Raw genomic sequence first — 22,355 nt, forward strand, 5'->3', positions numbered from 1 at the left:
CGCGCACATCACTGACCGTCGGAGGGACATAGCCGTGGAGGTCAAGATCGGCGTGCAGCACGCGCCCCGCGAGATCGTTCTGGAGAGCGGTCAGAGCGTCGAGGAAGTCGAGCGCGTGGTGGCCGAGGCGCTGGCCGGGAAGACGGGGCTGCTGAGCCTTCAGGACGAGAAGGGCCGCAAGGTCCTGGTCCCGACCGACCGCCTCGCCTACGTGGACATCGGCGAGCCGACCGTGCGCAAGGTGGGCTTCGGCACGCTGTAGGCGGACGACATGCACAAGGGCCCGGCGGCCGCGAGCCGCCGGGCCCTTCCGTATGAGCGTTCCACACGGGTGGAGCACAACTCCTCCACAGTGGAGGATTGCACTCCGCAGGTCACGGGTATGACGGGCTACGACCGTCAAGGGCAGCCGTGCCGTGGGAGGGACCTGCTGATGATCCTGGAAGCACTCGGATCCGCCGTGCTCGGTCTCGTCCTCGCCTGGGCGGCGGCCTACCGCCTGCCCCACCGCCTGCCGGCCCGCCCCCTGGTCCTCTGCACGGGCGTCGCCGGCGCCCTCTTCGGCGACTTCGTCACCCACACCGCCCTCGACCCCGGCATCGCCTGGCTGAGCCTCCTGGGCGCCGCGATCATCTCGGCGGCCTCCCTATCCCTGCTCCTGCGCCCGTCAGCCGGCCTGCGCCGACGATCAGCGACGGCGTAGGGGGCCGGGCGCCCCGAAGGGGCGCGTGGCTCTGTTCGACATGCGGCTCCGCCGCGTGGGCGCGAGCAACCACAACGCACCCGCAGCCGCGCAACTCACCGCACCCGCCCCCACGGAGCACACCGGCTCTCAGGCCGCCAAGCCCAGCGCAGCCATCCGCTTGGTGTGCGCCTCAGTGATCCGCGAGAACATCCTCCCGACCTCCGCGAGATCGAACCCGTCGGCGACCCCGCCCACGAGCATCGTCGACAGCGCGTCCCGGTCGGCGACGACCCGCTGGGACTGCGACAGCGCCTCCCCCATCAACCGCCGCGCCCACAGCGCCAGTCGGCCGCCCACACGCGGGTCGGCGTCGATGGCGGCCCGCACCTTCTCCACCGCGAATTCGGCGTGCCCGGTGTCGTCCAGCACCGCCAGCACCAGCTCGCGGGTGTCGGAGTCGAGGCGCGCCGCGACCTCCCGGTAGAAGTCGCTCGCGATCGAGTCACCGACGTACGCCTTGACCAGGCCCTCCAGCCAGTCCGAGGGCGCGGTCTGCTTGTGGAAGCCGTCGAGTGCGGCGACGAACGGGTCCATCGCGGCCGTCGGCTCCTCGCCGATCTCGGTCAGGCGGTCGCGCAGCCGCTCGAAGTGGTGGAACTCGGCCGAGGCCATCTTCGCCAGCTCCGCCTTGTCCGCGAGGGTCGGCGCCAGCTTCGCGTCCTCCGCGAGCCGCTCGAACGCCGCCAGCTCCCCGTACGCGAGCGCGCCGAGCAGATCCACGACGGCGGCGCGGTACTGCGGGTCGGCGGAGGCCTGCGCCCAGTCCTGGGCGGCGACACCGGTGGGTTCGGCGGAGGCGGCGGACGCGTTCTCAGGCTTGTCAGAGCTAGTCATGAGGCGCACAATAGCCCGCTTGCGCGGCGTCGGAGGGGCCCGGCCGATCAGTGTGACGACCATGACGTGACGAAATCGGCCATCGCATGTGCGCGAATCCGGGGTATGGTGGTAATGCGCCTGCCAGAGTGCGTCGACGGTGTTCGACGTCTCCGAACAGGCCGCACGCATGAGGATGCCCGGTCGGTGGCCCGATCGGCTCCGACCCGACAGCCCTCCCTGGCCGTACGGCGCAGTACGTACGACGACCGGAGGGACACCCTCAGCGGTACGAGCGCTAGAGCGTCGGCAGAGGTCCCGTGTCTTACGGCTTGCCTTGACTGGTTAGCCCGTACGGCAGCCGACGTCCCCGGGCACGGTCGCACATGACCCCCGCGCTCGCCTCGCACCGCGCACACAGAAGAGGCATGACCCTGACTACGACGTTTCGAGAACTCGGAATCCTTCCCGAGACCGCCGAGGCCCTGGAGGCCGTCGGCATCATCACTCCCTTCCCCATCCAGGAGATGACGCTCCCCGTCGCCCTGTCCGGCACGGACGTCATCGGCCAGGCCAAGACCGGCACCGGCAAGACGCTGGGCTTCGGTCTTCCGCTCCTCGAGCGCGTCACCGTCCCCGCCGACGTCGAGGCCGGACGCGCCGCCCCCGAGGCCCTCACCGACGCCCCGCAGGCCCTCGTCGTCGTCCCCACGCGCGAGCTGTGCACCCAGGTCACCAACGACCTGCTGACCGCGGGCAAGGTCCGTAACGTGCGCGTGGCCGCGATCTACGGCGGCCGGGCCTACGAGCCCCAGGTCGAGGCCCTGAAGAAGGGCGTCGACGTGGTCGTCGGCACGCCGGGCCGTCTCCTCGACCTCGCGGGCCAGAAGAAGCTGAACCTCAAGCACGTCAAGTGCCTGGTGCTCGACGAGGCCGACGAGATGCTCGACCTGGGCTTCCTGCCCGACGTCGAGAAGATCATCGACATGCTGCCGGTCCGGCGCCAGACCATGCTGTTCTCGGCGACCATGCCGGGCGCGGTCATCGGCCTCGCGCGCCGCTACATGTCCCGGCCCACGCACATCCGTGCCACCGCGCCGGACGACGAGGGCGCGACGGTCGCGAACATCAAGCAGTTCGTCTACCGCGCGCACAACATGGACAAGCCGGAGATGGTCGCCCGCATCCTGCAGGCCGAGGGCCGCGGACTGGCGATGATCTTCTGCCGTACGAAGCGGACGGCCGCCGACATCGCCGAGCAGCTCCAGCGCCGCGGTTTCGCCTCCGGCGCGGTCCACGGCGACCTCGGGCAGGGCGCCCGCGAGCAGGCGCTGCGCGCCTTCCGCAACGGCAAGGTGGACGTCCTGGTCTGCACCGACGTCGCCGCGCGCGGCATCGACGTCGAGGGCGTGACCCACGTCATCAACTACCAGTCCCCCGAGGACGAGAAGACGTACCTGCACCGGGTCGGCCGTACGGGCCGCGCGGGCGCCAAGGGTACGGCGATCACGTTCGTCGACTGGGACGACATCCCGCGCTGGCAGCTGATCAACAAGGCGCTGGAGCTGGACTTCAACGACCCGGTGGAGACGTACTCCTCGTCCCCGCACCTGTTCTCCGACCTCGGCATCCCCGCCGGCACCAAGGGCACCCTGCCGCGCTCGGAGCGGACGCGTGCCGGTCTGGACGCGGAGGAGCTGGAGGACCTCGGCGAGACCGGCGGCCGTGGCGCGCGCGGCCGCGGCGCTGGTGGCCGGGGCGAGCGCGGCGGCCGTCCCGAGTCCGGCACCGCCGAGCGCGAGCGTACGGCTCGTACGCCGCGCCGTCGCCGCCGTACCCGTGGTGGAGCACTGGTCGACGCCGCCGCGACCACCGCGGTGCCGGCCTCCGAGCCGGGCGCCGCTGAGGCCGCCGGCGTGGAGGAGTCCGGAGCTCCCCGTACCCTGCGCCGCCGTCGCCGTACGCGCGGTGGGGCGCCGGCGCAGCCGGCGACGGCCACCGAGGCCGCCGTCGAGTCGGTCGACACCGCGGAGGGCCCGGCGCAGTCGGAGACTCCGGAGGCCGCGGAGAAGCCGCGCCGCCGCCGCACCCGCAAGTCGGCGGAACCGGCCGTGACCGAGACGGCGCCCGAGGCCACCGCGCCGGAGCCGGCACCTGTGGCCGCCGAGCCGCAGGCCGAAGCCGCGCCCGTGGAAGCCCCGGAGGCGAAGCCGCGCCGCCGTACCCGCAAGACGGCCGAGCCCGCCGCCGAGGCGGCCGTCGCCACGGCCGAGGGCACGGAGACCAAGCCGCGCCGCACCCGCAAGGCGGCCGCCACGGTCACCGAGGCAGCACCGGCGGACACGGAGGCGGAGCCCAAGCCGCGCCGCACGCGCAAGAAGGCGGCCGCCGCACCGGAGACGACCGAGGCACCCAAGGCCGAGGCCACCGTCGACACCGCCGAGGCCACGGAAGCCAAGCCCCGCCGCACCCGCAAGAAGGCCGCCGCCGCACCGGAGACGACCGAGGCACCCAAGGCCGAGGCCACCGTCGACACCGCCGAGGCCACGGAAGCCAAGCCCCGCCGCACGCGCAAGAAGGCCGCCGCCGCACCGGAGACGACCGAGGCACCCGAAGCCGAGGCCAAGCCCCGCCGTACCCGCAAGACGGCCGCTGCCGTCGTCGAGGCGGACGGGGACGCCGAGGCGGCCGCGCCGAAGGTCCGGCGGACCCGTAAGGCCGTCGCCAAGGCGGTTGCCGCCGAGATTCCGGCGCAGGCCACCGAGGAGCCGGAGGCCAAGCCGCGTCGCCGTACGCGCAAGGCCACGGCGACCGTCGAGGCCGCCGAGGCCTGATCCGGCACCCGACGAGCGACGGCCCGGTCCACCTGGTGTGGACCGGGCCGTCGCCCTTCTCCACGCGATACGCGGCCGAGCCGCAGACCGAGCAGGGCCCCGCGGCCCTTCGGGACACTCCGATAGCCTCTCCCCATGAGCAGGCCCGACACCTTCGTTCCGCCTCCCGGTGCCCGTGCGTACGCGTTGCGCACCGCGCGCGGGGAGTTCGCCGTCGTCGACGCTCCCGTGGCCGACGGGGTCGAGCCCCGGGGGGTGGCTCTGTTGCTGCCGGGGTTCACCGGGAGCAAGGAGGACTTCAATCCGCTGCACGTGCCGCTCGCGCGGCGCGGGTACCGGACCGTGGCCGTCGACGGGCGCGGACAGTACGAGTCGGACGGGCCCGAGACCGACGAATCGGCTTATGCGCAGCAGGAGTTGGCGCGGGACGTACTGGCGCAGGCCGAGGCGATCGGGGAGCCGGTGCACCTGCTGGGGCACTCCCTCGGCGGGCAGATCTCGCGCGCGGCCGTACTGCTCGACCATGCACCCTTCCGGTCGCTCACCCTCATGGCCTCCGGCCCCGCGCAGATCTCGGAACCCCAGCAGCAGCGCGTGAAGCTGCTGCGGGACGCCCTCGCGGTGATGAGCATGGGCCAGGTGTGGGACGCGATGCGGGCGATGGAGACGCCCGAGGAGACCGAGACGGCGGCGCTCGACGGCGGCCTCGACGACCGCGACGACCTGCAGCGTCGCTGGCTGGGCACCAAGCCTGCCCAACTCATCGCCACCGGACGCCAGTTGTGCACGGAGCCGGACCGCGTCACGGAACTGGCCGCGCTGCCGCTGCGGTTCCACGTCCTGTCCGGCGCACAGGACGACACCTGGCCGCTGTCCCTGCTGGACGACATGGCGGTACGGCTGAGCGCACGGCGCACGGTGATCGAGGACGCCGAGCACTCCCCCAACACCGACCAGCCCCTCGCCACGGCCCGCGCGCTCGCCGACTTCTGGGACGAGACCGGGCCGGGCGGACGGCGCTAGTACTGCGTCTGCAGATGCTCCCAGAAGCCGTCCCTCAGGGCGCGGCGCAGGTCTGCCTGGCCGCGCAGGGAGTACTGGAGCAGGCTCTCGGCCTCGACCAGCAGGTCCTGGTCGACGGAGCCGGGGAGGTAGGGATGACCGGGGAGCAGCTCGACCAGGGCCTCGCGACCCCGGGAGACCAGCCACTTCGCGGCGATCTGGGCGCCGACGAAGCGGACGTCGTCGCGGGTGGGGCGGGTGCCGGCCGTGGCGTCGTAGGCGGCGGCCGTGCGGCGGGAGACGTACGGCTTGAAGAACTCGAGGTCGAGGGTGCGCTGGCTGTCGACCTCCCAGAGCAGCGGCTCGGCCTGGTTGCGGCCCTCGGGTGCCTCGATGCCCCAGAGGTGGACGCGGGCGCCGTAGCCCTGCGCCGCCTCGACCGCCGAGACCAGGTCCTCGTCGCCGCCCAGCAGGGCCGCGTCGCTGATCGCGCGGTGCCTCGCCAGTGATTCGAGGTCGCCGCGGATCAGGGAATCGACGCCCTTCTGCTGGTTGTTGGCGTTGAGGTTGCCGAGGCGGACCTTGACGTCGGGCAGTTCGGCGATGGACTGCTGCTCGGCGGTGTGGATGCGGCGGCGGGCGCCGTCGTACCAGTACACACGCAGCAGGCGGCTGTCCGCGAAGACCTGGCGGGCCCGGTCGATGAGGGCCTCGATCAGGCCCTCGGCGTCGAGGTCGAAGGCCCGGCGGTCCTCGGTCCCGGCGACCAGCCGGCCCGCGGCGGCGTACAGGTAGCCCGCGTCGACGAAGATCGCGTGGGTGGAGGGCGTCTTCGCCACCTCGGCGAGCATGCGTTCCAGCAGCTCGTTCGTGCGGTCGATGCGGGCGGCCAGGGCCGCCGGGTCGTCGTTCATCGCCTCCATTGTCCCGGTGGTCACGCTGCGAACACAACCGGACGCTTACCGGTCAGTAATTAGTCGTTCGAAAAATTTCTTTAGCGTAGGGAATGTTTGTAACAAACGGCTCGTTGACTACGTACGACACCGGATACACATCGGGTGCACCGAGTAGTTCTCCTCAGGAGGATGACCAGACGAAGGGAGAAGCCCGTGCGCTTCGAGATCATGCGACTCGACGAGGTCGACGGCACCACCGTGGACAGCACCGTCGTGGACGCCGCCTCCGTCAACCGGATCGTGCAGCAGGCCGCCGCCATCGGACAGCGCCTGTGGATCCGCCCGGCCGAGACCCAGGCCTCATAACGCTCACGCGCAGAGCGCCACTCAAGCTTTCCGGGGGAGCCGAGCCGACGAGGGCTCAGCTCCCCCGGATCACCTGAGTGACCCCGTTGATGATCTGCTGCACGGCGATCGCCGAGAGCATCATGCCCGCGAGCCGCGTCACCAGGACGACACCGCCGTCCTTGATGACCCGGATGATCAGCAGCGAGTAGCGCATCACCAGCCACAGCACGACGTGGATCGCGAGGATCGCGGACCACACCGATATCTGCGTGGCCACACCGCCGGCCTTCTGTACGGCCAGGATCACGGACACGATCGCACCGGGCCCGGCCAGCAGCGGCATGCCCAGCGGTACGAGCGCCACGTTCACGTCCTTGGTCTGCTTCGGCTCGTCGGTCTTGCCGGTGAGCAGGTCCAGCGCGATCAGCAGAAGCAGCAGACCGCCCGCGATCATCAGCGCGGGGACGGAGACGTGCAGGTAGTTGAGGATCTGGTGGCCCAGGACGCCGAAGGTGGCGATGACCCCGCCGGCCACGCAGACGGCCTGGAAGGCCATCCGCTTCTGCACCTTGGCCGGGCGTCCGACGGTCAGGGCGAGGAAGATCGGGGTGATCCCTGGGGGATCCATGATGACAAAAAGGGTCAGGAACAGGGAGCCGAAGACGGCGACGTCGAACATGGGGAAGTACTGGCCTTGCTGGAAAGGGGATGAACTGGGGGCGTGCGAGGGCCGCTGACGGCCTCAGGCTCCGCCGGTGCCCGGCACCGGGAACGCCCCGGTGGCCCGCCGCGTGATCTCCCCGTACACCTCGGGGTCGGTCGTGTACGCGCCCAGCGTCACGGTCTTGCGGCTGCCGTGGTAGTCCGAGGAGCCCGTGACCAGCAGATCCAGGTCCTTCGCCAGGCCCCGCAGCCGGTCGCGCGCATCGGCGTCGTGGTCCATGTGATCGACCTCGATGCCGTCCAGACCGGCTTCGGCCAGCTCCGCGATCCGCGCCTCGGGGACCGTACGGCCACGCTTGGCGGCGGCCGGGTGCGCGAACACACAGACCCCGCCCGCGTTCTTGACCAGCCGGATCGCCTCGAAGGGGTCGGTCTCGTGCTTCTCCACGAAGGCCCGGCCGCCGTCGGCCAGCCACTCCTCGGTGAACGCGTCACTCACCGTCGGTACGACGCCGAGCTCGACGAGCGCGGTGGCGACATGAGGCCGTCCGACCGAACCCCCGGCCGCGATCCGCTCGACCTGCTCCCAGGTGACCGGCACGCCCAGCGCGTCGAGCTTGGCGATCATGCCCTTGGCCCGCGGAACCCTGTCGTCCCGCACCAGCTCGCGCTCGGCGAGCAGGGCGGGCTCCTCGGGGTCGAAGAGGTAGGCCAGCATGTGCATCGAGATGCCGTCGATCCGGCAGGACAGCTCGGCCCCGGTGATCAGGGTGAGCCCCTCGGGCAGCGCGGCGATCGCCTCGGCGTACCCACGGGTGGTGTCGTGGTCGGTCAGCGCGACGACGTCCAGCCCGGCGGCAGCGGCGTTGCGCACCAGTTCAGCCGGAGTGTCCGTACCGTCGGAGGCCGTGGAGTGACAGTGCAGATCGATGCGCACGGTGACTCCAGACGGGGGACGCTACGGAAGGGGACACCTAAGGATAGCGGGGTTTTCCAGCCCGCATGTCACACCCGCAACCCCTCAGCGCCCCCTACCTGCACCCCCTGGGGGCGCGAGGCCGTGTCCGATGCGCGGCTCCCCCACGCGGGCGCGGGCAACACGGCGAAACCCGCGGCCGCCACCGGGCAGCACCCGGCACCCCGGTGGGCGCTACGGCCGAAGCAAGCGCGGCGACAACGCCCCGAACGGCACCAGGTCCAGCTCCGCCCCCGCGTCCCGCAGATCCGTCAGCACCAGTTCGTCGTACATGAGCAGACCCGCCTGCTCCGGCCAGATCACCGCCCACAGCCACATGCCGAGGGCCTCACCGGCGAAGACCGCCCGGTCGTCGGGGGTGCGGTAGACGTGCCAGAGCGGGGTCGGGCGGCCGACGGCCAGCACCTTGGCCTGCGGCGGCTTCTCGACGTTCATGTACGACCCCGGGTCCGGGCCGTCGATGCCCGCATACCGGGCGCCGAGGCCGACGCCGAGTTCCTCGGCGACCAGGATGAGTTCAGCCGGACCGCCCAGCGGGCCGGGGCCGGAGCAGGCGACGGCGGTCGCGCGGCCTCCGCTGCGGTCGTCGCCCGCATAGGCCACACCCGTGAAGAGCCAGCCGACCGGCAGCGGCCAGGGCATCCACAACGGAACGTGCGTGCGGTGCACGACGGCACCGAGGGCTTCGACGCTGGGCGGGATCACGGGCTGCAGCGGATACACCGTGCCGTGCACATCGCACTGCCACGCATCGGCGAAGAGACCGGGCGCCCTGACCCGGCCACCGCACCTCGGGCAACTGGGTTCGCCCCTCATAGGGCTCCACGGTCCTACCCCGGCCCGCCCACGTCAAGGACGATCACCCGTCCGGCAGACTCGATGCAATCCACACCTATTAGGCGCGCTAACCTGCACGCCCTGCCGCGCACCAGGCGGCCTCACCGGCTGCGCCAACTGGCCGGATTCCGCCTTGCGTTGGTGAGATCGGTCACTCTCCGGATCAGTCGAGCGGGACGGACCTGCGGCCGGGGTCCCTCAGGTCCGTCCCGTTCGCGAGCCATCGCTCCTGCAGGGCCTGGGCGCCGTGCACGCGCTTCCAGGCGGCCTCGTTCGGGGTCATCGGCAGCAGCGGCAGGAACCGTACGGGGTCCATCGGGGCGTCCAGCTCCAGGTCCTCCACCAGGCCGCCGGGCTCACCCACCAGGACCGAGGTGAAGGGGGCGCCGGGCCACAGCGGCTCACCGGTGTCCAGGGACGCGCCCGGGGTCACGATCAGGCCCTCCACCTGCGGGGACGCGGCCAGCACGGCGAGCGGACGGAGCACCTTGTCGGTGTCGGCGAGGCCCGCGCGGACGGAGAGGACCAGCTCGGCCCGGGGCCCCTCGACGGGGTCGGCGAGCATCGCGGTGGGGTCGCTCATGGGGTGCGCGGACATGCCGAGGGTGGCGTACCGCAGGACGTCCCCCTCCTGGAACCGGAGCACCTCGATGCGGTCCGTACCGAGGAAGGTGACGGCGGCGCGCGCGTCCGGCTCGCCCAGCGCGGTGGTCAACCGTGCCTCGACCAGAGGAAGAACATCAACCATGCGGCGAGCATAGAACTCGTCAGCTGCGGGCAAAGCGGCGCCTTGACACATCGGGCGACTGCTACGCTGAGCCGGTGGTTCGGGGCAGCCCGCAGAGCGTGCCGTCAAGCCCCGACACTGAGACTCCCTTACGAGGGACCGGCCGGAGGAGGTGGGGCTGTCATGGATCGAAGTCGACCGTGCAGTACCACTCGCTCTTCCGCCCGCTGAATCTGCTCACTGGCTGGTTTCTGGCTGTTCGACGCCTTCCCGTGCGCGTCCGCCCTTCGGAAGAGCACTTCGTCTTGCTTTGCCTGATCTGAATCAGTTCTGCATCAGTAGCGAAGTCGCCACCGCGACGGTGCGGTGCTGCCCGCTTTGTGGACGTGCCAAACATCCGCACTCAGGACGTCCTCATTCCGGGTGGTTCCACCCGTCGCCGGCGGTCTTTCGTTGCCTGTCGCGAAGGAGCCTGCCCATGTCGATGATCCGCGACCTGCGCGCCGTGGTCCGTCCGTCCCGCGTCTCGCTGCGCAAGCCCACGAGCACCTCGGGCGCGTCGTACGACACCACCCGCGACCCCGCCACGCCGTCCGCCGTGGTCGACTGCGCGATCTACCGCGACGGCGTGCGGGTGCGCAGCGACAAGCCGCTGAGCCCGCACGAGGCGATGCGGCAGGTGCGGCGCGACGGCGGCTTCGTGTGGATCGGCCTGCACGAGCCGACCGAGGCCGAATTCGCCGGTGTCGCGAGCGAGTTCGGGCTGCACCCGCTGGCCGTCGAGGACGCGGTGCAGGCCCACCAGCGGCCCAAGCTGGAGCGCTACGACGACTCGCTCTTCACCGTCTTCAAGACCATCCACTACGTCGAGCACGACCGGCTCACCGCCACCAGCGAGGTCGTCGAGACGGGTGAGGTCATGTGCTTCACCGGGCGGGACTTCTTCATCACCGTGCGGCACGGCGGCCAGGGCTCGCTCCGGGCGCTGCGGCACCGTCTGCAGGACGACCCGGAGCTGCTGGCCAGGGGCCCGTCGGCGGTGCTGCACGCGATCGCCGACCATGTCGTGGACGGCTACATCGCGGTCGCCGACGCGGTGCAGGACGACATCGACGAGGTGGAGACCGAGGTCTTCTCGCCGGGCCGCAGGGGCGGGGTGTCCCGGGGCGTGGACTCGGCGCGGATCTACCAACTCAAGCGCGAGGTACTGGAGTTCAAGCGCGCCGTGGCGCCGCTGCTGCGGCCCATGCAGCTGCTGAGCGAGCGGCCGATGCGGCTGGTCGACCCGGACATCCAGAAGTACTTCCGGGACGTCGCCGACCACCTCGCCCGGGTCCAGGAGCAGGTGCTGGGCTTCGACGAACTCCTCAACTCCATCCTCCAGGCCAACCTGGCGCAGGCCTCCGTCGCGCAGAACGAGGACATGCGCAAGATCACGGCCTGGGCCGCGATCATCGCCGTGCCGACCATGGTGACCGGTGTGTACGGGATGAACTTCGACCACATGCCGGAGCTGCACTGGAAGTACGGCTACCCGCTGGTCCTGAGCGTCACCGTCGCCGCGTGCGTGGGCATCCACCGCGTACTGAAGCGCAACGGCTGGCTGTGAGCGGGCGCTGGATAGGCTGGGCCCATGACAAGCGAGCTGCTCGACCGGGCCCTCATCGAGGAGGCCTCGAAGAAGTCCGGCCTCATCTGGGTCAGGGGCGCCGGGGCGTCCGCCGCGCGTGCGCTGTGGCACGTGTGGCACGAGGGCGCGGTGTGCCTGGTCGGCGGCGGGCCCGGTGAGCAGCCGCTGGAGGGCCTGGTCGACGGGGGCACCGCCGAGGTCACCGTGCGCAGCAAGGACAAGGGCGGGCGGCTGGTGACGTTCCCGGCGACCGTGTCCGAGCTGCCCGCAGGCTCCGCGGAGTGGGAGGCAGCCGTCGCCGAGCTGAAGGGCAAGCGGCTGAACGCCCCCGACGGCGAGGAGATGCCGGCCCGCTGGGCGCGTGAGTGCCGGGTGCTGCGCCTGGCTCCGGCCGGGTCCCTGGCGCCGTTGCCTTCCGGCAGCCTGGCCGAGACTCCTGTGCCGACACCGGCGACCACACGGAGGCCGGTCCCGGCAGGGCTCCCCAAGCTGCTTGCCAGGCGACGGAAGAAGTAGCAGCCGGCGGCTCACACAGGTGCGCCACCGTCGGCACCGAACAGCGCCGGCGGACGGTCACGACGTCGGCAGCTGCTTGCCGTAGTCGACGGTCTCACCCTTCGCGGGCTCGGTCACGGCGAAGTCCTTGCCCCAGTCGGAGAAGCTGAGCGTCCCGGCCCCGCCGCCGCGGACCAGGCGGAGGGGGTACGGCGTGCCCTCCAGGGAGACGTCGAGGCTGCCGCCGGAGCCCTTGTCGCCGGTGATACGGATGGTGCGGGTACCCGCGTCGTCGTGGTGGCCGTCCGTCGCCGGCGTGCCGTGCAGTGTGAGCAGTCCGTCGAGGAGGACGTCCTTGTCCGTGAAGCCGCTGAACTTCTTGTACGCGGGGTCTGTCTGCGGCACCTTGACGTACTTGCCGTCGAGCGTGGCGGCCGCGCCGTCGCCGCCCTTGCCGCCGGCCTGGTTCCAGAAGTCCGCGTCGGCCTTCAGATACAGCTGCCTGCCGACCCTCAGCAGTTTGAAGGTCGCCCCCTTCGACGTCACCGACCCGCTGCCGCCGTCGGCCTTGAGCTGCATGTCCAGCGTGTACGTACGGCCGCTGGTGACGACCGTGCCCGACAGCCGTACCGCGGACGCCGACGACGCCGCCGCGCGCGTCCTCGCCTGGATCTCGGCGGCGGGCAGCTTGCCCACACCGTTGGTCCCCGCGTCCGGATCCCCGCCGCCGCACCCCGTCAGCACCGCCACCCCTGTCACGGCCAGTGTGCACAGCGCGGTGACCCGCGCGGCGCGGCCGGTTCGGCCCCGGGGAATCGCAGTCACAGGTGGAGCTGCCTTTCTGACGGTTCCTGAGCGGCGTACCGCAGCGTACCGGTGCCCCGGCCGCCCGGCGGAGCCAGTCCGTCCGGACGGCCCACCAGGGCGTATCCGATCAGGAAGGGCTAGCCTGAAGCGCAACCGTGCGGGCAAATCCGAGCAACTCACACGAACCCCACCCAAAGGAATCACAGCCATGGCAGCCGGCGCCCCCCGGATCTTCGTCTCGCACCTCGCCGGGGTCCCCGTCTTCGACCCGAACGGCGACCAGGTGGGCCGCGTGCGGGACCTCGTCGTGATGCTGCGCGTGGGACGCAAACCCCCGCGCCTGCTCGGGCTGGTCGTCGAACTGACCACCCGGCGCCGTATCTTCCTGCCCATGACCCGGGTCACCGGCGTCGAGTCCGGGCAGGTCATCATCACCGGCGTGATGAACGTCCGGCGCTTCGAGCAGCGGCCCACCGAGCGGCTGGTCTTCGGCGAACTGCTGGACCGGCGGGTGACGCTGGCGGAGACCCGCGAGGAGGTCACCGTCCTCGACCTGTCCGTGCAGCAGCTGCCGGCCCGCCGCGACTGGGAGGTCGACCGCGTCTTCGTCCGCAAGGGCAGGAAGGCGAGCGCCTTCCGGCGGGCCAAGGGCGAGACGCTGACCGTCGAGTGGTCGGCCGTCACCGGCTTCTCCCTGGAGGAGCACGGACAGGGCGCCGAGAGCCTGCTCGCCACCTTCGAGCAGCTGCGCCCCGCCGACCTCGCCAACGTCCTGCACCACCTCTCCGCCAAACGGCGCGCCGAGGTCGCCGCCGCCCTGGACGACGACCGGCTGGCCGACGTGCTCGAGGAACTCCCGGAGGACGACCAGATCGAGATCCTCGGCAAGCTCAAGGAGGAGCGCGCGGCGGATGTCCTGGAGGCCATGGACCCCGACGACGCGGCCGACCTGCTCGGCGAACTGCCCGAGGAGGACAAGGAGCGGCTGCTGAGCCTGATGCAGCCGGGCGACGCGGCCGACATGCGCCGCCTGATGTCGTACGAGGAGCACACGGCCGGCGGTCTGATGACCACCGAGCCCATCGTGCTGCGCCCGGACGCCACCGTCGCCGACGCGCTCGCCCGCGTCCGCAACCCGGACCTCTCCCCCGCGCTCGCCGCCCAGGTCTACGTCTGCCGTCCGCCGGACGAGACCCCGACCGGCAAGTACCTGGGCACGGTCCACTTCCAGCGGCTGCTGCGCGAGCCGCCCTACTCCCTGGTCAGTTCCATCGTCGACACCGACCTGCAGCCCCTCGACCCGGATGCGGCGCTGCGCGTCATCGCCGGGTTCTTCGCCACGTACGACATGGTCGCCGCGCCCGTGGTGGACGAGTCCGGGTCGCTGCTCGGCGCGGTCACCGTGGACGACGTACTCGACCACATGCTGCCCGAGGACTGGCGGGAGACGGAGTTCCACCTGAACGACGAGAACGAGGGGGTGGGCACCTATGGCTCCTGAGCGTGACAGCGCGACCCGCGAGCGCACTCCGGCGGGCGCCACGGCCGCCACCCGGCCCCGTGCGCCCCGGCTGGACCAGCCGCGCCCGCCGCGCCGCCGGGTGCTGCCCGAGTGGGACCCGGAGGCCTTCGGCCGGCTGTCGGAGCGCATCGCCCGCTTCCTGGGCACGGGACGCTTCATCGTCTGGATGACGGCCGTCATCATCCTGTGGGTGCTGTGGAACATCGCCGCGCCCCGCCACCTGCGCTTCGACGAGTACCCCTTCATCTTCCTGACCCTGGCACTGTCCCTGCAGGCCTCCTACGCCGCCCCGCTGATCCTGCTCGCGCAGAACAGGCAGGACGACCGCGACCGGGTCAACCTGGAGCAGGACCGCAAGCAGAACGAGCGGTCCATCGCCGACACCGAGTACCTGACCCGGGAGATCGCCGCGCTGCGCCTGGGCCTGGGCGAGGTCGCGACCCGCGACTGGATCCGCTCGGAACTGCAGGACCTGGTCAAGGAGCTGGAGGACAGGCGACGGCACGACGGGCACGCCGGGCATGTCGTATTCCCGGCGGAACGGTCAGACCGGTCGCCGGGACGTGACGCAGACGACCGCTGAGGGGCATCCCGGACGCCCCTCGGCGCGCCGTACCATCGTTCTCATGGCTACGGAAGACGCGGTGCGCGAGGCACTGGCGACGGTGAACGACCCCGAGATCAACCGACCCATCACCGAACTGGGGATGGTCAAATCGGTGGAGATCGGGGATGACGGCGCGGTCGCCGTCACCGTGTACCTGACGGTCTCCGGCTGCCCCATGCGCGACACCATCACCCAGCGGGTCACCGAGGCGGTCTCCCGCGTCGAGGGCGTCACCCGCGTCGACGTCACGCTCGACGTGATGAGCGACGAGCAGCGCAAGGAGCTGGCGGCGGCCCTGCGCGGCGGCCAGGCCGAGCGCGAGGTCCCCTTCGCCAAGCCCGGCAACCTCACCCGCGTCTACGCGGTCGCCTCCGGCAAGGGCGGCGTCGGCAAGTCCTCGGTGACGGTGAACCTGGCGGCCGCCATGGCCGCCGACGGCCTCAAGGTGGGCGTCGTCGACGCCGACATCTACGGCCACAGCGTGCCGCGCATGCTGGGCGCGGACGGCCGTCCCACCCAGGTCGAGAACATGATCATGCCGCCGTCGGCGAACGGCGTGAAGGTCATCTCCATCGGCATGTTCACCCCGGGCAACGCCCCGGTCGTCTGGCGCGGCCCGATGCTGCACAGGGCGCTCCAGCAGTTCCTGGCGGACGTGTACTGGGGCGACCTGGACGTCCTGCTCCTGGACCTCCCGCCCGGCACCGGCGACATCGCGATCTCCGTGGCGCAGCTGATCCCGAACGCCGAGATCCTGGTCGTGACGACCCCGCAGCAGGCGGCGGCCGAGGTCGCCGAGCGGGCCGGCTCCATCGCGGTCCAGACCCACCAGAAGATCGTCGGCGTGGTCGAGAACATGTCCGGCCTGCCCTGCCCGCACTGCGGCGAGATGGTCGACGTCTTCGGCACGGGCGGCGGCCAGCTCGTCGCCGACGGCCTCACCCGCACCACGGGTGCGACGGTCCCGGTCCTCGGCAACATCCCGATCGACGTCCGCCTCCGCGAGGGTGGCGACGAGGGCAAGCCGGTGGTCCTGACCGACCCGGACTCCCCCGCGGGCAGCGCGCTGCGGGCGATCGCGGGCAAGCTGGGCGGCAGGCAGCGGGGTCTGTCGGGCCTGTCGCTGGGGATCACCCCGAAGAACAAGTTCTGAAATCGGGCGCCTGTGATCTGCGGCTCCGTCCTTGGTCAACCTTCTGACCAGCGGCGGAGCCGTCGACGTTTGTCAGCGTTGGTCGTCATTGAGCGCCCTTCGACGGCCCCGAGACGGCCCCAATGCAGGCCGTGGCTCCCGGATAGAGGCTGTCGAGGGCTCTCGGTTTCCGTCATCTCCCGTGCCGCATCATGTCTGTCATGGCACTGACCTTTGGCCCAGACCGACAGACCCGTGAGTTTCAGTGTGACTGCTGCCAAGCTCCGATTGAACGGGCGTGGAACTTCATCCACGCCGATGGCGTGCCGTACGCCGTCTACTTCGCGAACTGCTACCACCACAAGGACAAGGATCACGACGCGTGGATAGACGTGATCTTCGGTACGTGGGGCTCGGGCCCTGAGCGGTGGACTGATCACGTCTCGTTCGCCTGCCGCGTCGGGCCAGTGGTTGGGCAGGACACTCCGGCTTCGACCTTGGTGACTGCCGGGCTCGCGCATCCCGACGGTCCATTGTTCGGCGTGAAGCTTGATCGTGAAGCTGCCCTCAAGCACCCGAGGGTGTCGGAGTTCTGGGACGTTTCCGACTTCATCCTGGAACACGACCCGTTGGTACGCGGCCACATCTACGGGCACTGAGCCACGGAGGTCGGCGTAGCGACTTTGGAAGATCGCGTATGCGGATCCGTGCTCACCTGGCGCGATGTTGACCTGCGCGAACGCCGTTGTTCCCCGTGGCTCCCCGTTGGTCGCTGACCGTTCGGGCACGGAAGGGACACAGCACCTCAGGCCGTGAAGTTCCTCTTGGCGCAAGACAAGGGCTGTCTCATCCCATCGCTGTTTGGCCAGGACCGCATTGCGGACGGCGTCCTTCGGGAGGACGAGCGCCGTGCAGCGGTCATGCGCGAAGGCGGCCGACGCGCTGGCCGACGTACTGCAGCACCCCACCGCAGATCAGCATGAGCAGGCTGCAGGCGAAGACGACGTCGGAGGTGGTGAGGTCGCGCACCGTGCCGCCGTAACGGGCCAGCGCCGTCCCCGCTCCGAACATCAGGGCTCCGAAGCCCCACAGCCGCGGTCGCAGGATGTACCCCCGCTGCCATGGCACGGCCCGGCCGGTCGTGATGGCCAGGACACCCGCCGCGGTATAGAGCACCACGACAGCCGCCACGGCGACCAGTGAGATGACGTGCAGCATTGAACCACCCTATGAACTGGCGACGTGCGATCAGGCACGCCAGGGGTCCCTCTAGGCGCGGTCGCGCCGGGAACGTATCTGTCGGTAGATCGCGTGACATGCGGGCAGCATCAGGAGTCCGGCACCGAGCGGCCAGAACAGTGACGCTCCCTCTCGGTGCATCTTCACGCCCGCTGCCAAGAGGATCGCGCAGACGATCAGGCTTAGATAGGGCATCGCCTTTTCCGCCGGTCCGCCATCCCTGAATGGGTTCTCCATGATCGCCATCTCCGTCTATGGGGAGCGGCACTGTACCGCGCGGGCGGTGTAGCGACTTTGGCCGGGAGCTGCTTTGGCGCGAGTGATCATGGCCCCGTAAGCTTCCGGCGCGTCGGGCAGTCTGTGGACCTGCCCGGTAAAGCACGACGCTGGGGCCATGATCTTCGAGGCTCGCGCCAAAGTGGCCGGCTAAAGTCCAAGCCCGGGAAGTTGGGCCGCTGGGTGCGGTGTCAAGCGGTTCGGTGAAGTCGGGGTAGGCGAACGGGGCTCCGCGTAGGACGGGAGTCGACCAAGACACCGTTCCTGCAGGAGCCCCGTTGCATGTTCAGTCCGGCATGCCCGCCGTCGGCCGAAGTGCCTTCGCTGCCGGGCATCTTGGAGAGCTGACACAGATCGTCACGCCGCAGCTGGTGGACGAAGTACTCGCCCTGACTCGACGGGTTCAGAAACGTGTGCGCAAGCTGCTCTCTCGGGTGGTGGTGTACTTCGTGCTGCCCAAGGGCGGCAAGGTCCGGGCCGTGCCTCTACCGGATTCGGTAGCCGCATCCTTGACGGCCCACCTGACCCGGTACCCGATCTCTGAGGCAAAGCTGCCATGGCGGACGTTGGATGGTCCGACTGTCTCCGTCCCGCTGATCTGTCGATCTTCGGCAGATAGGGCGATCGACCGGAACCACTTCAACGCGCAGTACTGGCGTCCCGCGCTGCTGGCCGCTGGAGCCAAGCCCGGGCCAGGCAACGGCATGCATGCGCTACGGCACTTCTACGCGTCGGTCCTGCTCGATGCCGGGGAGAGCATCAAGGCTCTCAGCGAATACCTCGGGCACGCCGATCCGGCATTCACGCTTCGTACGTACACGCACCTCATGCCCAGTAGCGACAGCCGGACCCGGACCGCTGTAGATGCCCTCTTCGCTGAAGGGTCCTCCCACCACGACGGCCCGGAGACGGCCCCGGATGCCCTGCAAGATCGGTGACCTGCTGCTTTATCAGAGGAACAAGTTCTGAGGACTCTCCGGAGGCCCTGCCTTCGAAGACCTTCGATCCGAAGCCCTCGATGACGAAGGGGCGCCGACCTCGGCCGGTGCCCCTTCGGTCATGCGGGAGCGGACGTCACGCGTACGCGGCAATGTCCTTGACCACGGCGAACCCGAGCCCGTACGCGCTCATCCCGCGCCCGTACGCCCCCAGGTGCACCCCCGCCTCAGTGGTACCGGCGAGCACCCAGCCGAACTCCGACTCCCGGTAGTAGAACGAGGCCGCCACCCCGTCCACCGGCAGGGAGAGCCGGCTCCACTCCGGCCCCTCCAGGTCGTCGGCCAAGGCCCACGCGGTCTCCGTCTGCTGATCCAGCCAGTCGTCCCGCAGGCTGTGGTCCATCTGGCCGGGCCACGTGAACGACAGCAGCCCCACCCCCGCCAGCCACGCCGCCGAGGAGACCGACGTGGCCTCCAGCAGACCCGTGCCGTCGGCGCTCCTGCGGGACGGCTGCGCGGCGACGGTGACGACCACGGCGAACTTCTCCCGCGGCTCACCGGCGGAGCCGGCCTCGCCCCGTACGGAGGGCTCGTCGCCGTGCCCGATCGACCCGTGCTCCACGGCACCGTCGGCCGCCGTACCGACCTGCATCAGCCAGCGCGGCCCGGTGAACGCCTCGTCGAGGCCGTACCAGGGGAAAGGTGCCTGCAGATAACCGTCGACCGTACGCCGGGCGGAGGGGAGCTGCTGCGCACCCTCCGCGGCCGGCGCCTGTGCGCCCACCCGACTCGTCGTCTCCATCTGCCCGGACGCCTCCTCGCTCTCGTCGGACCGGGGTGGCCCGCCCCCCTTCGGGCGTACTCCTCCGGTCCGCACAACAACTCGGCAGCATATCCACACCGGTGAGAGCCTCAGGGTAGGCGCTGGATGCGTGGGTCGCGCGAACGGCCTGTTCAGGCCGTGTGCGACGGGGGCGCGCTATGAAACGCGTCACGTGCGCGGCGTACGCCCGCGTGCGCGTGTCGGCGCCGGGGGTGCGAGCCGGCGCCGGGGGTGCGCCTAGGTGGCGTCCGCGTCGAAGAGCGGCCGCTCGTCCTGGCCGGGCTCCTCGGGCTTCTTGGTCATGTCGACGCGCCCCGAGGAGGCCGAACCCGAAGACGGCGCCGATGAGGAGGACGAGGCGGAGGCTTCGCTCTCCCGCCCGTTCACGACGTCCGTGATCTCGGCCATCTCCTTCTTCAGGGGGTCGAACCCGTTGCGGATCTCCTTCAGGCCCAGCTCGTCGTTGTCCAGCTGCTTGCGGATGAACGTCTTCGGATTGAGGTCCTCGAACTCGAAGTCCTTGAACTCCGGACCCAGTTCGCTGCGGATGTCCTCCTTGGCGCTCTCCGAGAACTCGCGGATCTTCCGGATCGTGCGCGTGATGTCCTGGATGACCTTCGGGAGCTTGTCCGGACCGAAGACGAGCACGGCGATCACAATGATCGTCAACAGCTCCAGTGGTCCTATGTCATTGAACACCTGACGCTCCTTGCGATGTCCTCGGTCGCTCAACGGTACCCGGCCTTCCTGTCCGACCGGTACCGTCCCGAGGTGAGACTTGTGTCAGTTCTGCGCGGCCGCGCCCAGTCGGAGCGGGACGTCCCGTTCCGTGCCGTCGCGCCGGACCGTAAGCCGGAGCTGGTCACCGGGCCGGTGGGCGCGGATCTTGACGATCAGCTCCTCGGCCGTGTGCACGCGCTCTCCGTCGACCTCGGTGATGACGTCGCCCGCCTTGAGACCGGCCCGGTCACCGGGGCCGCCCCTGCTCACGGCGGGGCCGCCGTCCGCGCTCCTGCTGTCGATACGGGCGCCGTCGCCGGTGTACGCCATGTCGAGGGTGACGCCGATCACGGGGTGGGTCGCGTGGCCGTCGTTGATCAGTTCCTCGGCGACCCGCTTGGCCTGGTTCACGGGGATGGCGAAGCCGAGACCGATGGAACCGGCCTGGCTGTTGTCCGACTCGGAGCCGCCGTCGGCGGAGCGGATGGCGGAGTTGATGCCGATGACCTGGGCCCGGGAGTCGAGGAGCGGGCCTCCGGAGTTGCCCGGATTGATGGGGGCGTCGGTCTGCAGCGCGTCGACGTAGCTGACGTCGCTCCCGTCGGCCTTCTGTCCCCCGGCCGTGATGGGCCGCTCCTTGGCGCTGATGATGCCGGAGGTGACGGTGTTGGCGAGGTCGAAGGGGGCGCCGATGGCGACGACGGGGTCGCCGACCCGGACGTCGTCGGAGTTGCCCAGGGGGAGCGGGGTGAGACCGTCCATGCCGCGGACCTGGACGACGGCGAGGTCGTAGCCGCTGTCCCGGCCGACGACCTCGGCCTTGACGGTGTCGCCGCTGCTGAACGTCACGGCTATCTCGCCGCCTGAGCCGGCCGGCGCGACGACGTGGTTGTTGGTGAGGATGTGCCCCTGGGTGTCGAGCACGAAGCCGGTGCCGGTGTCGCTCTGGTCGGTGCCGGTGACGTGCAGGGTGACGACACTGGGCAGCGCGCGGGCGGCTATCCCGGCCACGCTGTCCGGCGCCCGCCCGGCCGGCACGTGCCCGGCCTGCGGCAGCCGCACGTCGTCCCCCAGCCCCTGCCGCTCGACCCAGGCGCCGGCCACCCCGCCGACAGCCGCGGAGACAAGCGCCACCACGAGGCTCCACACGACCAACAGCCGCTTCCCCCGCCGCTTGCGCTGCTCATCCGTCAACACCCGGACACCGCTCAGCTGCAGCGCCCCCTGCCCGAACATCTGCTCCTCGGCCGACCTACCAGCCCAGGGGTCATAACGCCCACTGGACTCCGCACCTGCGGCGGGGGGTGTCGAGGGGTCGGCGGGGGATACCGGGCGGGCGGCGGGGGCGGGGGCGGGGATGCCGGGGGCCGAAGCACCGGGTACGGGCGCCGCGGGGGCGGGAACGCCGGGGCCGGAGACTCCGGGGGCGGGAGCACCCGGAGCCGGAACGCCAGCGGCCGGAACGCTGGAGGCGGGCGCCGCAGGGCCAGGAACGCCAGGGCCGGAGACTTCGGGGGCGGGAGCACCCGGGGCCGGAAGGCTGGAGGCGGGCGCCGCGGGGGCGGGAAGGTCGGGGGCCGGAACACCGGCGACTGGAGCGCCCGCCGCGGGCGCCGCAGGGGGCGGAGTATCCGAGGCGGGCGCCCCGAGGGCCGGTTGGCCGGGAACGGCTGCCGCAGGGGCCGGAGCACCGAGTGCGGGCACCTCGGGGGCCGCGATGGGAGTGGTGCCGCTCGGCACGGGCACGCCGGTTGCGGGGGTGTGCGGCCCTGTCGGCTCCGGGCCGGGTACTCCGTGCGCCGGGGTGTGCGGCCCCGGTACGGGTGTCGGCGCTGACGCGCCGGCTGCCGGTGCGGGCGGTTCGGGTACGGGCAGGGGCGCCGTAGATGGGGGCGTGGCGGCCCCGGGTGCCGTGCTCAGCGGTGCCGTCGGTGGAGCCGTGGGGGCAGGAACAGGCATGGTCTGGGCCGCGGTGACGGCAGGGTGTTGCACGGGCGGTGCGGGCGCCCAGGGGCCCGGCTCGCCGTACGGCGGGGTGCCGTAGGGATCCGGGTCGTGCAGCGGCTTCGGCCGCTCGGTGGGAGCCGCCCAGGCGCCTTCTCCGGGCTCGGGCGTCACGTTGGCAGGGGCGGCCCCATCCCCCTCGGCACCGGCCGTCACCCGGGTCACCGGCTTGGCCAGCTCGAAGTCCCCGTCACCCGGGGCCTCGGCGTGGCCCACCTCGGCCCTCTCAGACCCGGTCCGCACCGACCCAGCCGTGTCAGACCCGGCGTCCTCCGACCTGGCATCCGCTGAGCCAGCACGGTCCGACCCGGCCACCCCCAC

General features: G+C 71.0%; 24 protein-coding genes and 1 pseudogene. 13 read left to right on the forward strand and 12 right to left on the reverse strand.

Annotation, left to right across the window (positions count from 1 at the left end):
* The first annotated feature begins 34 nt into the window (after nt 1-34).
* Entirely contained in the window at nt 35-262 is a 228-nt protein-coding gene (locus ACFYZB_RS15120) for a DUF3107 domain-containing protein (RefSeq protein WP_014674832.1), read from the forward strand.
* A 171-nt stretch (nt 263-433) separates the two neighbouring features.
* Nucleotides 434-703: a hypothetical protein gene (locus ACFYZB_RS15125; RefSeq protein ID WP_388758475.1), complete on the forward strand. Its 270-nt coding sequence runs from the start codon at nt 434-436 to the stop codon at nt 701-703.
* A gap of 129 nt (nt 704-832) precedes the next feature.
* On the opposite strand, the gene ACFYZB_RS15130 is transcribed toward ACFYZB_RS15125, so the two are convergent.
* Nucleotides 833-1,579: a ferritin-like fold-containing protein gene (locus ACFYZB_RS15130; protein ID WP_388758477.1), complete on the reverse strand. Its 747-nt coding sequence runs from the start codon at nt 1,577-1,579 to the stop codon at nt 833-835.
* A gap of 407 nt (nt 1,580-1,986) precedes the next feature.
* On the opposite strand from ACFYZB_RS15130, the gene ACFYZB_RS15135 reads away from it, so the two are divergent.
* Entirely contained in the window at nt 1,987-4,392 is a 2,406-nt protein-coding gene (locus tag ACFYZB_RS15135; RefSeq protein ID WP_388758479.1) for a DEAD/DEAH box helicase, read from the forward strand.
* A gap of 135 nt (nt 4,393-4,527) precedes the next feature.
* Nucleotides 4,528-5,415 (forward strand): alpha/beta fold hydrolase, encoded by an 888-nt coding sequence (locus ACFYZB_RS15140; RefSeq protein WP_388758481.1) that lies wholly within the window; start codon nt 4,528-4,530, stop codon nt 5,413-5,415.
* On the opposite strand, the gene ACFYZB_RS15145 is transcribed toward ACFYZB_RS15140, so the two are convergent.
* Nucleotides 5,412-6,317 carry an NYN domain-containing protein gene (locus ACFYZB_RS15145; RefSeq protein WP_351208142.1) on the reverse strand — a complete coding sequence of 302 codons (906 nt, stop codon included), beginning with the start codon at nt 6,315-6,317 and terminating at the stop codon, nt 5,412-5,414. The two genes, ACFYZB_RS15140 and ACFYZB_RS15145, sit on opposite strands and share 4 nt — an antisense overlap.
* A gap of 162 nt (nt 6,318-6,479) precedes the next feature.
* Here ACFYZB_RS15145 and ACFYZB_RS15150 point away from each other — a divergent pair, with 162 nt between their 5' ends.
* Nucleotides 6,480-6,656: a hypothetical protein gene (locus ACFYZB_RS15150; protein ID WP_159045531.1), complete on the forward strand. Its 177-nt coding sequence runs from the start codon at nt 6,480-6,482 to the stop codon at nt 6,654-6,656.
* Between the two features lie 55 nt (nt 6,657-6,711).
* Here ACFYZB_RS15150 and ACFYZB_RS15155 read toward each other — a convergent pair whose 3' ends face one another.
* From ACFYZB_RS15155 to ACFYZB_RS15170, 4 genes are all read right to left on the reverse strand, one after another.
* Entirely contained in the window at nt 6,712-7,317 is a 606-nt protein-coding gene (locus ACFYZB_RS15155) for a MarC family protein (protein WP_388758483.1), read from the reverse strand.
* A gap of 63 nt (nt 7,318-7,380) precedes the next feature.
* Nucleotides 7,381-8,238 carry a PHP domain-containing protein gene (locus ACFYZB_RS15160; protein WP_388758485.1) on the reverse strand — a complete coding sequence of 286 codons (858 nt, stop codon included), beginning with the start codon at nt 8,236-8,238 and terminating at the stop codon, nt 7,381-7,383.
* Between the two features lie 213 nt (nt 8,239-8,451).
* Nucleotides 8,452-9,093 carry a DUF6758 family protein gene (locus tag ACFYZB_RS15165; protein WP_351207970.1) on the reverse strand — a complete coding sequence of 214 codons (642 nt, stop codon included), beginning with the start codon at nt 9,091-9,093 and terminating at the stop codon, nt 8,452-8,454.
* A 184-nt stretch (nt 9,094-9,277) separates the two neighbouring features.
* Nucleotides 9,278-9,862, reverse strand: coding sequence for a suppressor of fused domain protein (locus ACFYZB_RS15170; protein ID WP_388758487.1), 585 nt, complete (start codon nt 9,860-9,862; stop codon nt 9,278-9,280).
* A 457-nt stretch (nt 9,863-10,319) separates the two neighbouring features.
* On the opposite strand from ACFYZB_RS15170, the gene ACFYZB_RS15175 reads away from it, so the two are divergent.
* A complete protein-coding gene (locus ACFYZB_RS15175) occupies nt 10,320-11,450 on the forward strand; it encodes a magnesium and cobalt transport protein CorA (protein WP_388758488.1) in 1,131 nt (376 codons plus the stop codon).
* Nucleotides 11,451-11,474: 24 nt separating this feature from the next.
* Complete coding sequence (locus tag ACFYZB_RS15180) at nt 11,475-11,987, forward strand: hypothetical protein (protein ID WP_388758490.1); 513 nt, start codon at nt 11,475-11,477, stop codon at nt 11,985-11,987.
* 57 nt (nt 11,988-12,044) lie between these two features.
* Here the strand turns inward: ACFYZB_RS15180 and ACFYZB_RS15185 are convergent, their stop codons facing one another.
* On the reverse strand, nt 12,045-12,791 hold the full coding sequence (locus ACFYZB_RS15185) for a hypothetical protein (RefSeq protein WP_388758492.1): 747 nt from the start codon (nt 12,789-12,791) through the stop codon (nt 12,045-12,047).
* Between the two features lie 190 nt (nt 12,792-12,981).
* Here ACFYZB_RS15185 and ACFYZB_RS15190 point away from each other — a divergent pair, with 190 nt between their 5' ends.
* The 4 genes from ACFYZB_RS15190 to ACFYZB_RS15205 all read left to right on the forward strand — a co-directional run bounded on the left by ACFYZB_RS15190 (nt 12,982) and on the right by ACFYZB_RS15205 (nt 16,693).
* On the forward strand, nt 12,982-14,274 hold the full coding sequence (locus tag ACFYZB_RS15190; RefSeq protein WP_388758494.1) for a magnesium transporter MgtE N-terminal domain-containing protein: 1,293 nt from the start codon (nt 12,982-12,984) through the stop codon (nt 14,272-14,274).
* Nucleotides 14,264-14,878, forward strand: coding sequence for a DUF1003 domain-containing protein (locus ACFYZB_RS15195; protein WP_388758496.1), 615 nt, complete (start codon nt 14,264-14,266; stop codon nt 14,876-14,878). The genes ACFYZB_RS15190 and ACFYZB_RS15195 overlap by 11 nt, the downstream gene beginning before the upstream one ends.
* A 43-nt stretch (nt 14,879-14,921) precedes the next feature.
* Nucleotides 14,922-16,055 (forward strand): Mrp/NBP35 family ATP-binding protein, encoded by a 1,134-nt coding sequence (locus ACFYZB_RS15200; RefSeq protein ID WP_388758498.1) that lies wholly within the window; start codon nt 14,922-14,924, stop codon nt 16,053-16,055.
* A gap of 200 nt (nt 16,056-16,255) precedes the next feature.
* The gene (locus tag ACFYZB_RS15205) at nt 16,256-16,693 is read left to right on the forward strand and encodes a hypothetical protein (protein WP_355903474.1); all 438 of its coding nucleotides are present in this window, start codon (nt 16,256-16,258) and stop codon (nt 16,691-16,693) included.
* A 259-nt stretch (nt 16,694-16,952) separates the two neighbouring features.
* Here ACFYZB_RS15205 and ACFYZB_RS15210 read toward each other — a convergent pair whose 3' ends face one another.
* Together ACFYZB_RS15210 and ACFYZB_RS15215 are read right to left on the reverse strand one after the other, a co-directional pair.
* A complete protein-coding gene (locus tag ACFYZB_RS15210; RefSeq protein ID WP_388758500.1) occupies nt 16,953-17,252 on the reverse strand; it encodes a hypothetical protein in 300 nt (99 codons plus the stop codon).
* Nucleotides 17,253-17,303: 51 nt separating this feature from the next.
* Nucleotides 17,304-17,519, reverse strand: a complete 216-nt coding sequence (locus ACFYZB_RS15215; RefSeq protein ID WP_388758501.1) for a hypothetical protein — start codon at nt 17,517-17,519, stop codon at nt 17,304-17,306.
* Nucleotides 17,520-17,884: 365 nt separating this feature from the next.
* Here ACFYZB_RS15215 and ACFYZB_RS15220 point away from each other — a divergent pair.
* Together ACFYZB_RS15220 and ACFYZB_RS15225 are read left to right on the forward strand one after the other, a co-directional pair.
* Nucleotides 17,885-18,004, forward strand: a pseudogene (locus ACFYZB_RS15220) (transposase domain-containing protein); the annotation flags it as partial.
* Nucleotides 17,999-18,487 (forward strand): tyrosine-type recombinase/integrase, encoded by a 489-nt coding sequence (locus ACFYZB_RS15225; RefSeq protein ID WP_388758600.1) that lies wholly within the window; start codon nt 17,999-18,001, stop codon nt 18,485-18,487. The pseudogene ACFYZB_RS15220 and the gene ACFYZB_RS15225, both read left to right, overlap by 6 nt.
* A gap of 136 nt (nt 18,488-18,623) precedes the next feature.
* Here ACFYZB_RS15225 and ACFYZB_RS15230 read toward each other — a convergent pair whose 3' ends face one another.
* From ACFYZB_RS15230 to ACFYZB_RS15240, 3 genes are all read right to left on the reverse strand, one after another.
* Nucleotides 18,624-19,289 (reverse strand): hypothetical protein, encoded by a 666-nt coding sequence (locus ACFYZB_RS15230; protein WP_351207954.1) that lies wholly within the window; start codon nt 19,287-19,289, stop codon nt 18,624-18,626.
* A 258-nt stretch (nt 19,290-19,547) separates the two neighbouring features.
* The gene (locus ACFYZB_RS15235) at nt 19,548-20,009 is read right to left on the reverse strand and encodes a sec-independent translocase (RefSeq protein ID WP_388758503.1); all 462 of its coding nucleotides are present in this window, start codon (nt 20,007-20,009) and stop codon (nt 19,548-19,550) included.
* Nucleotides 20,010-20,093: 84 nt separating this feature from the next.
* On the reverse strand, nt 20,094-21,989 hold the full coding sequence (locus ACFYZB_RS15240) for a S1C family serine protease (RefSeq protein ID WP_388758602.1): 1,896 nt from the start codon (nt 21,987-21,989) through the stop codon (nt 20,094-20,096).
* Nucleotides 21,990-22,355: the final 366 nt, after the last annotated feature.

This window comes from Streptomyces sp. NPDC001852, from assembly GCF_042891825.1.
GTDB lineage: Bacteria > Actinomycetota > Actinomycetes > Streptomycetales > Streptomycetaceae > Streptomyces.

Bases quoted from the DNA above. Each gene is read 5' to 3' on its own strand.
- ACFYZB_RS15200 (WP_388758498.1), top strand. From the start codon at position 14,922: ATGGCTACGGAAGACGCGGTGCGCGAGGCACTGGCGACGGTGAACGAC.
- ACFYZB_RS15210 (WP_388758500.1), bottom strand. From the start codon at position 17,252: ATGCTGCACGTCATCTCACTGGTCGCCGTGGCGGCTGTCGTGGTGCTC.
- ACFYZB_RS15130 (WP_388758477.1), bottom strand. From the start codon at position 1,579: ATGACTAGCTCTGACAAGCCTGAGAACGCGTCCGCCGCCTCCGCCGAA.
- ACFYZB_RS15195 (WP_388758496.1), top strand. From the start codon at position 14,264: ATGGCTCCTGAGCGTGACAGCGCGACCCGCGAGCGCACTCCGGCGGGC.
- ACFYZB_RS15155 (WP_388758483.1), bottom strand. From the start codon at position 7,317: ATGTTCGACGTCGCCGTCTTCGGCTCCCTGTTCCTGACCCTTTTTGTC.
- ACFYZB_RS15240 (WP_388758602.1), bottom strand. From the start codon at position 21,989: ATGCCTGTTCCTGCCCCCACGGCTCCACCGACGGCACCGCTGAGCACG.
- ACFYZB_RS15165 (WP_351207970.1), bottom strand. From the start codon at position 9,093: ATGAGGGGCGAACCCAGTTGCCCGAGGTGCGGTGGCCGGGTCAGGGCG.
- ACFYZB_RS15205 (WP_355903474.1), top strand. From the start codon at position 16,256: ATGGCACTGACCTTTGGCCCAGACCGACAGACCCGTGAGTTTCAGTGT.
- ACFYZB_RS15180 (WP_388758490.1), top strand. From the start codon at position 11,475: ATGACAAGCGAGCTGCTCGACCGGGCCCTCATCGAGGAGGCCTCGAAG.
- ACFYZB_RS15150 (WP_159045531.1), top strand. From the start codon at position 6,480: ATGACCAGACGAAGGGAGAAGCCCGTGCGCTTCGAGATCATGCGACTC.
- ACFYZB_RS15125 (WP_388758475.1), top strand. From the start codon at position 434: ATGATCCTGGAAGCACTCGGATCCGCCGTGCTCGGTCTCGTCCTCGCC.
- ACFYZB_RS15175 (WP_388758488.1), top strand. From the start codon at position 10,320: ATGTCGATGATCCGCGACCTGCGCGCCGTGGTCCGTCCGTCCCGCGTC.
- ACFYZB_RS15140 (WP_388758481.1), top strand. From the start codon at position 4,528: ATGAGCAGGCCCGACACCTTCGTTCCGCCTCCCGGTGCCCGTGCGTAC.
- ACFYZB_RS15145 (WP_351208142.1), bottom strand. From the start codon at position 6,317: ATGGAGGCGATGAACGACGACCCGGCGGCCCTGGCCGCCCGCATCGAC.
- ACFYZB_RS15230 (WP_351207954.1), bottom strand. From the start codon at position 19,289: ATGGAGACGACGAGTCGGGTGGGCGCACAGGCGCCGGCCGCGGAGGGT.
- ACFYZB_RS15170 (WP_388758487.1), bottom strand. From the start codon at position 9,862: ATGGTTGATGTTCTTCCTCTGGTCGAGGCACGGTTGACCACCGCGCTG.
- ACFYZB_RS15135 (WP_388758479.1), top strand. From the start codon at position 1,987: ATGACCCTGACTACGACGTTTCGAGAACTCGGAATCCTTCCCGAGACC.
- ACFYZB_RS15190 (WP_388758494.1), top strand. From the start codon at position 12,982: ATGGCAGCCGGCGCCCCCCGGATCTTCGTCTCGCACCTCGCCGGGGTC.
- ACFYZB_RS15215 (WP_388758501.1), bottom strand. From the start codon at position 17,519: ATGGCGATCATGGAGAACCCATTCAGGGATGGCGGACCGGCGGAAAAG.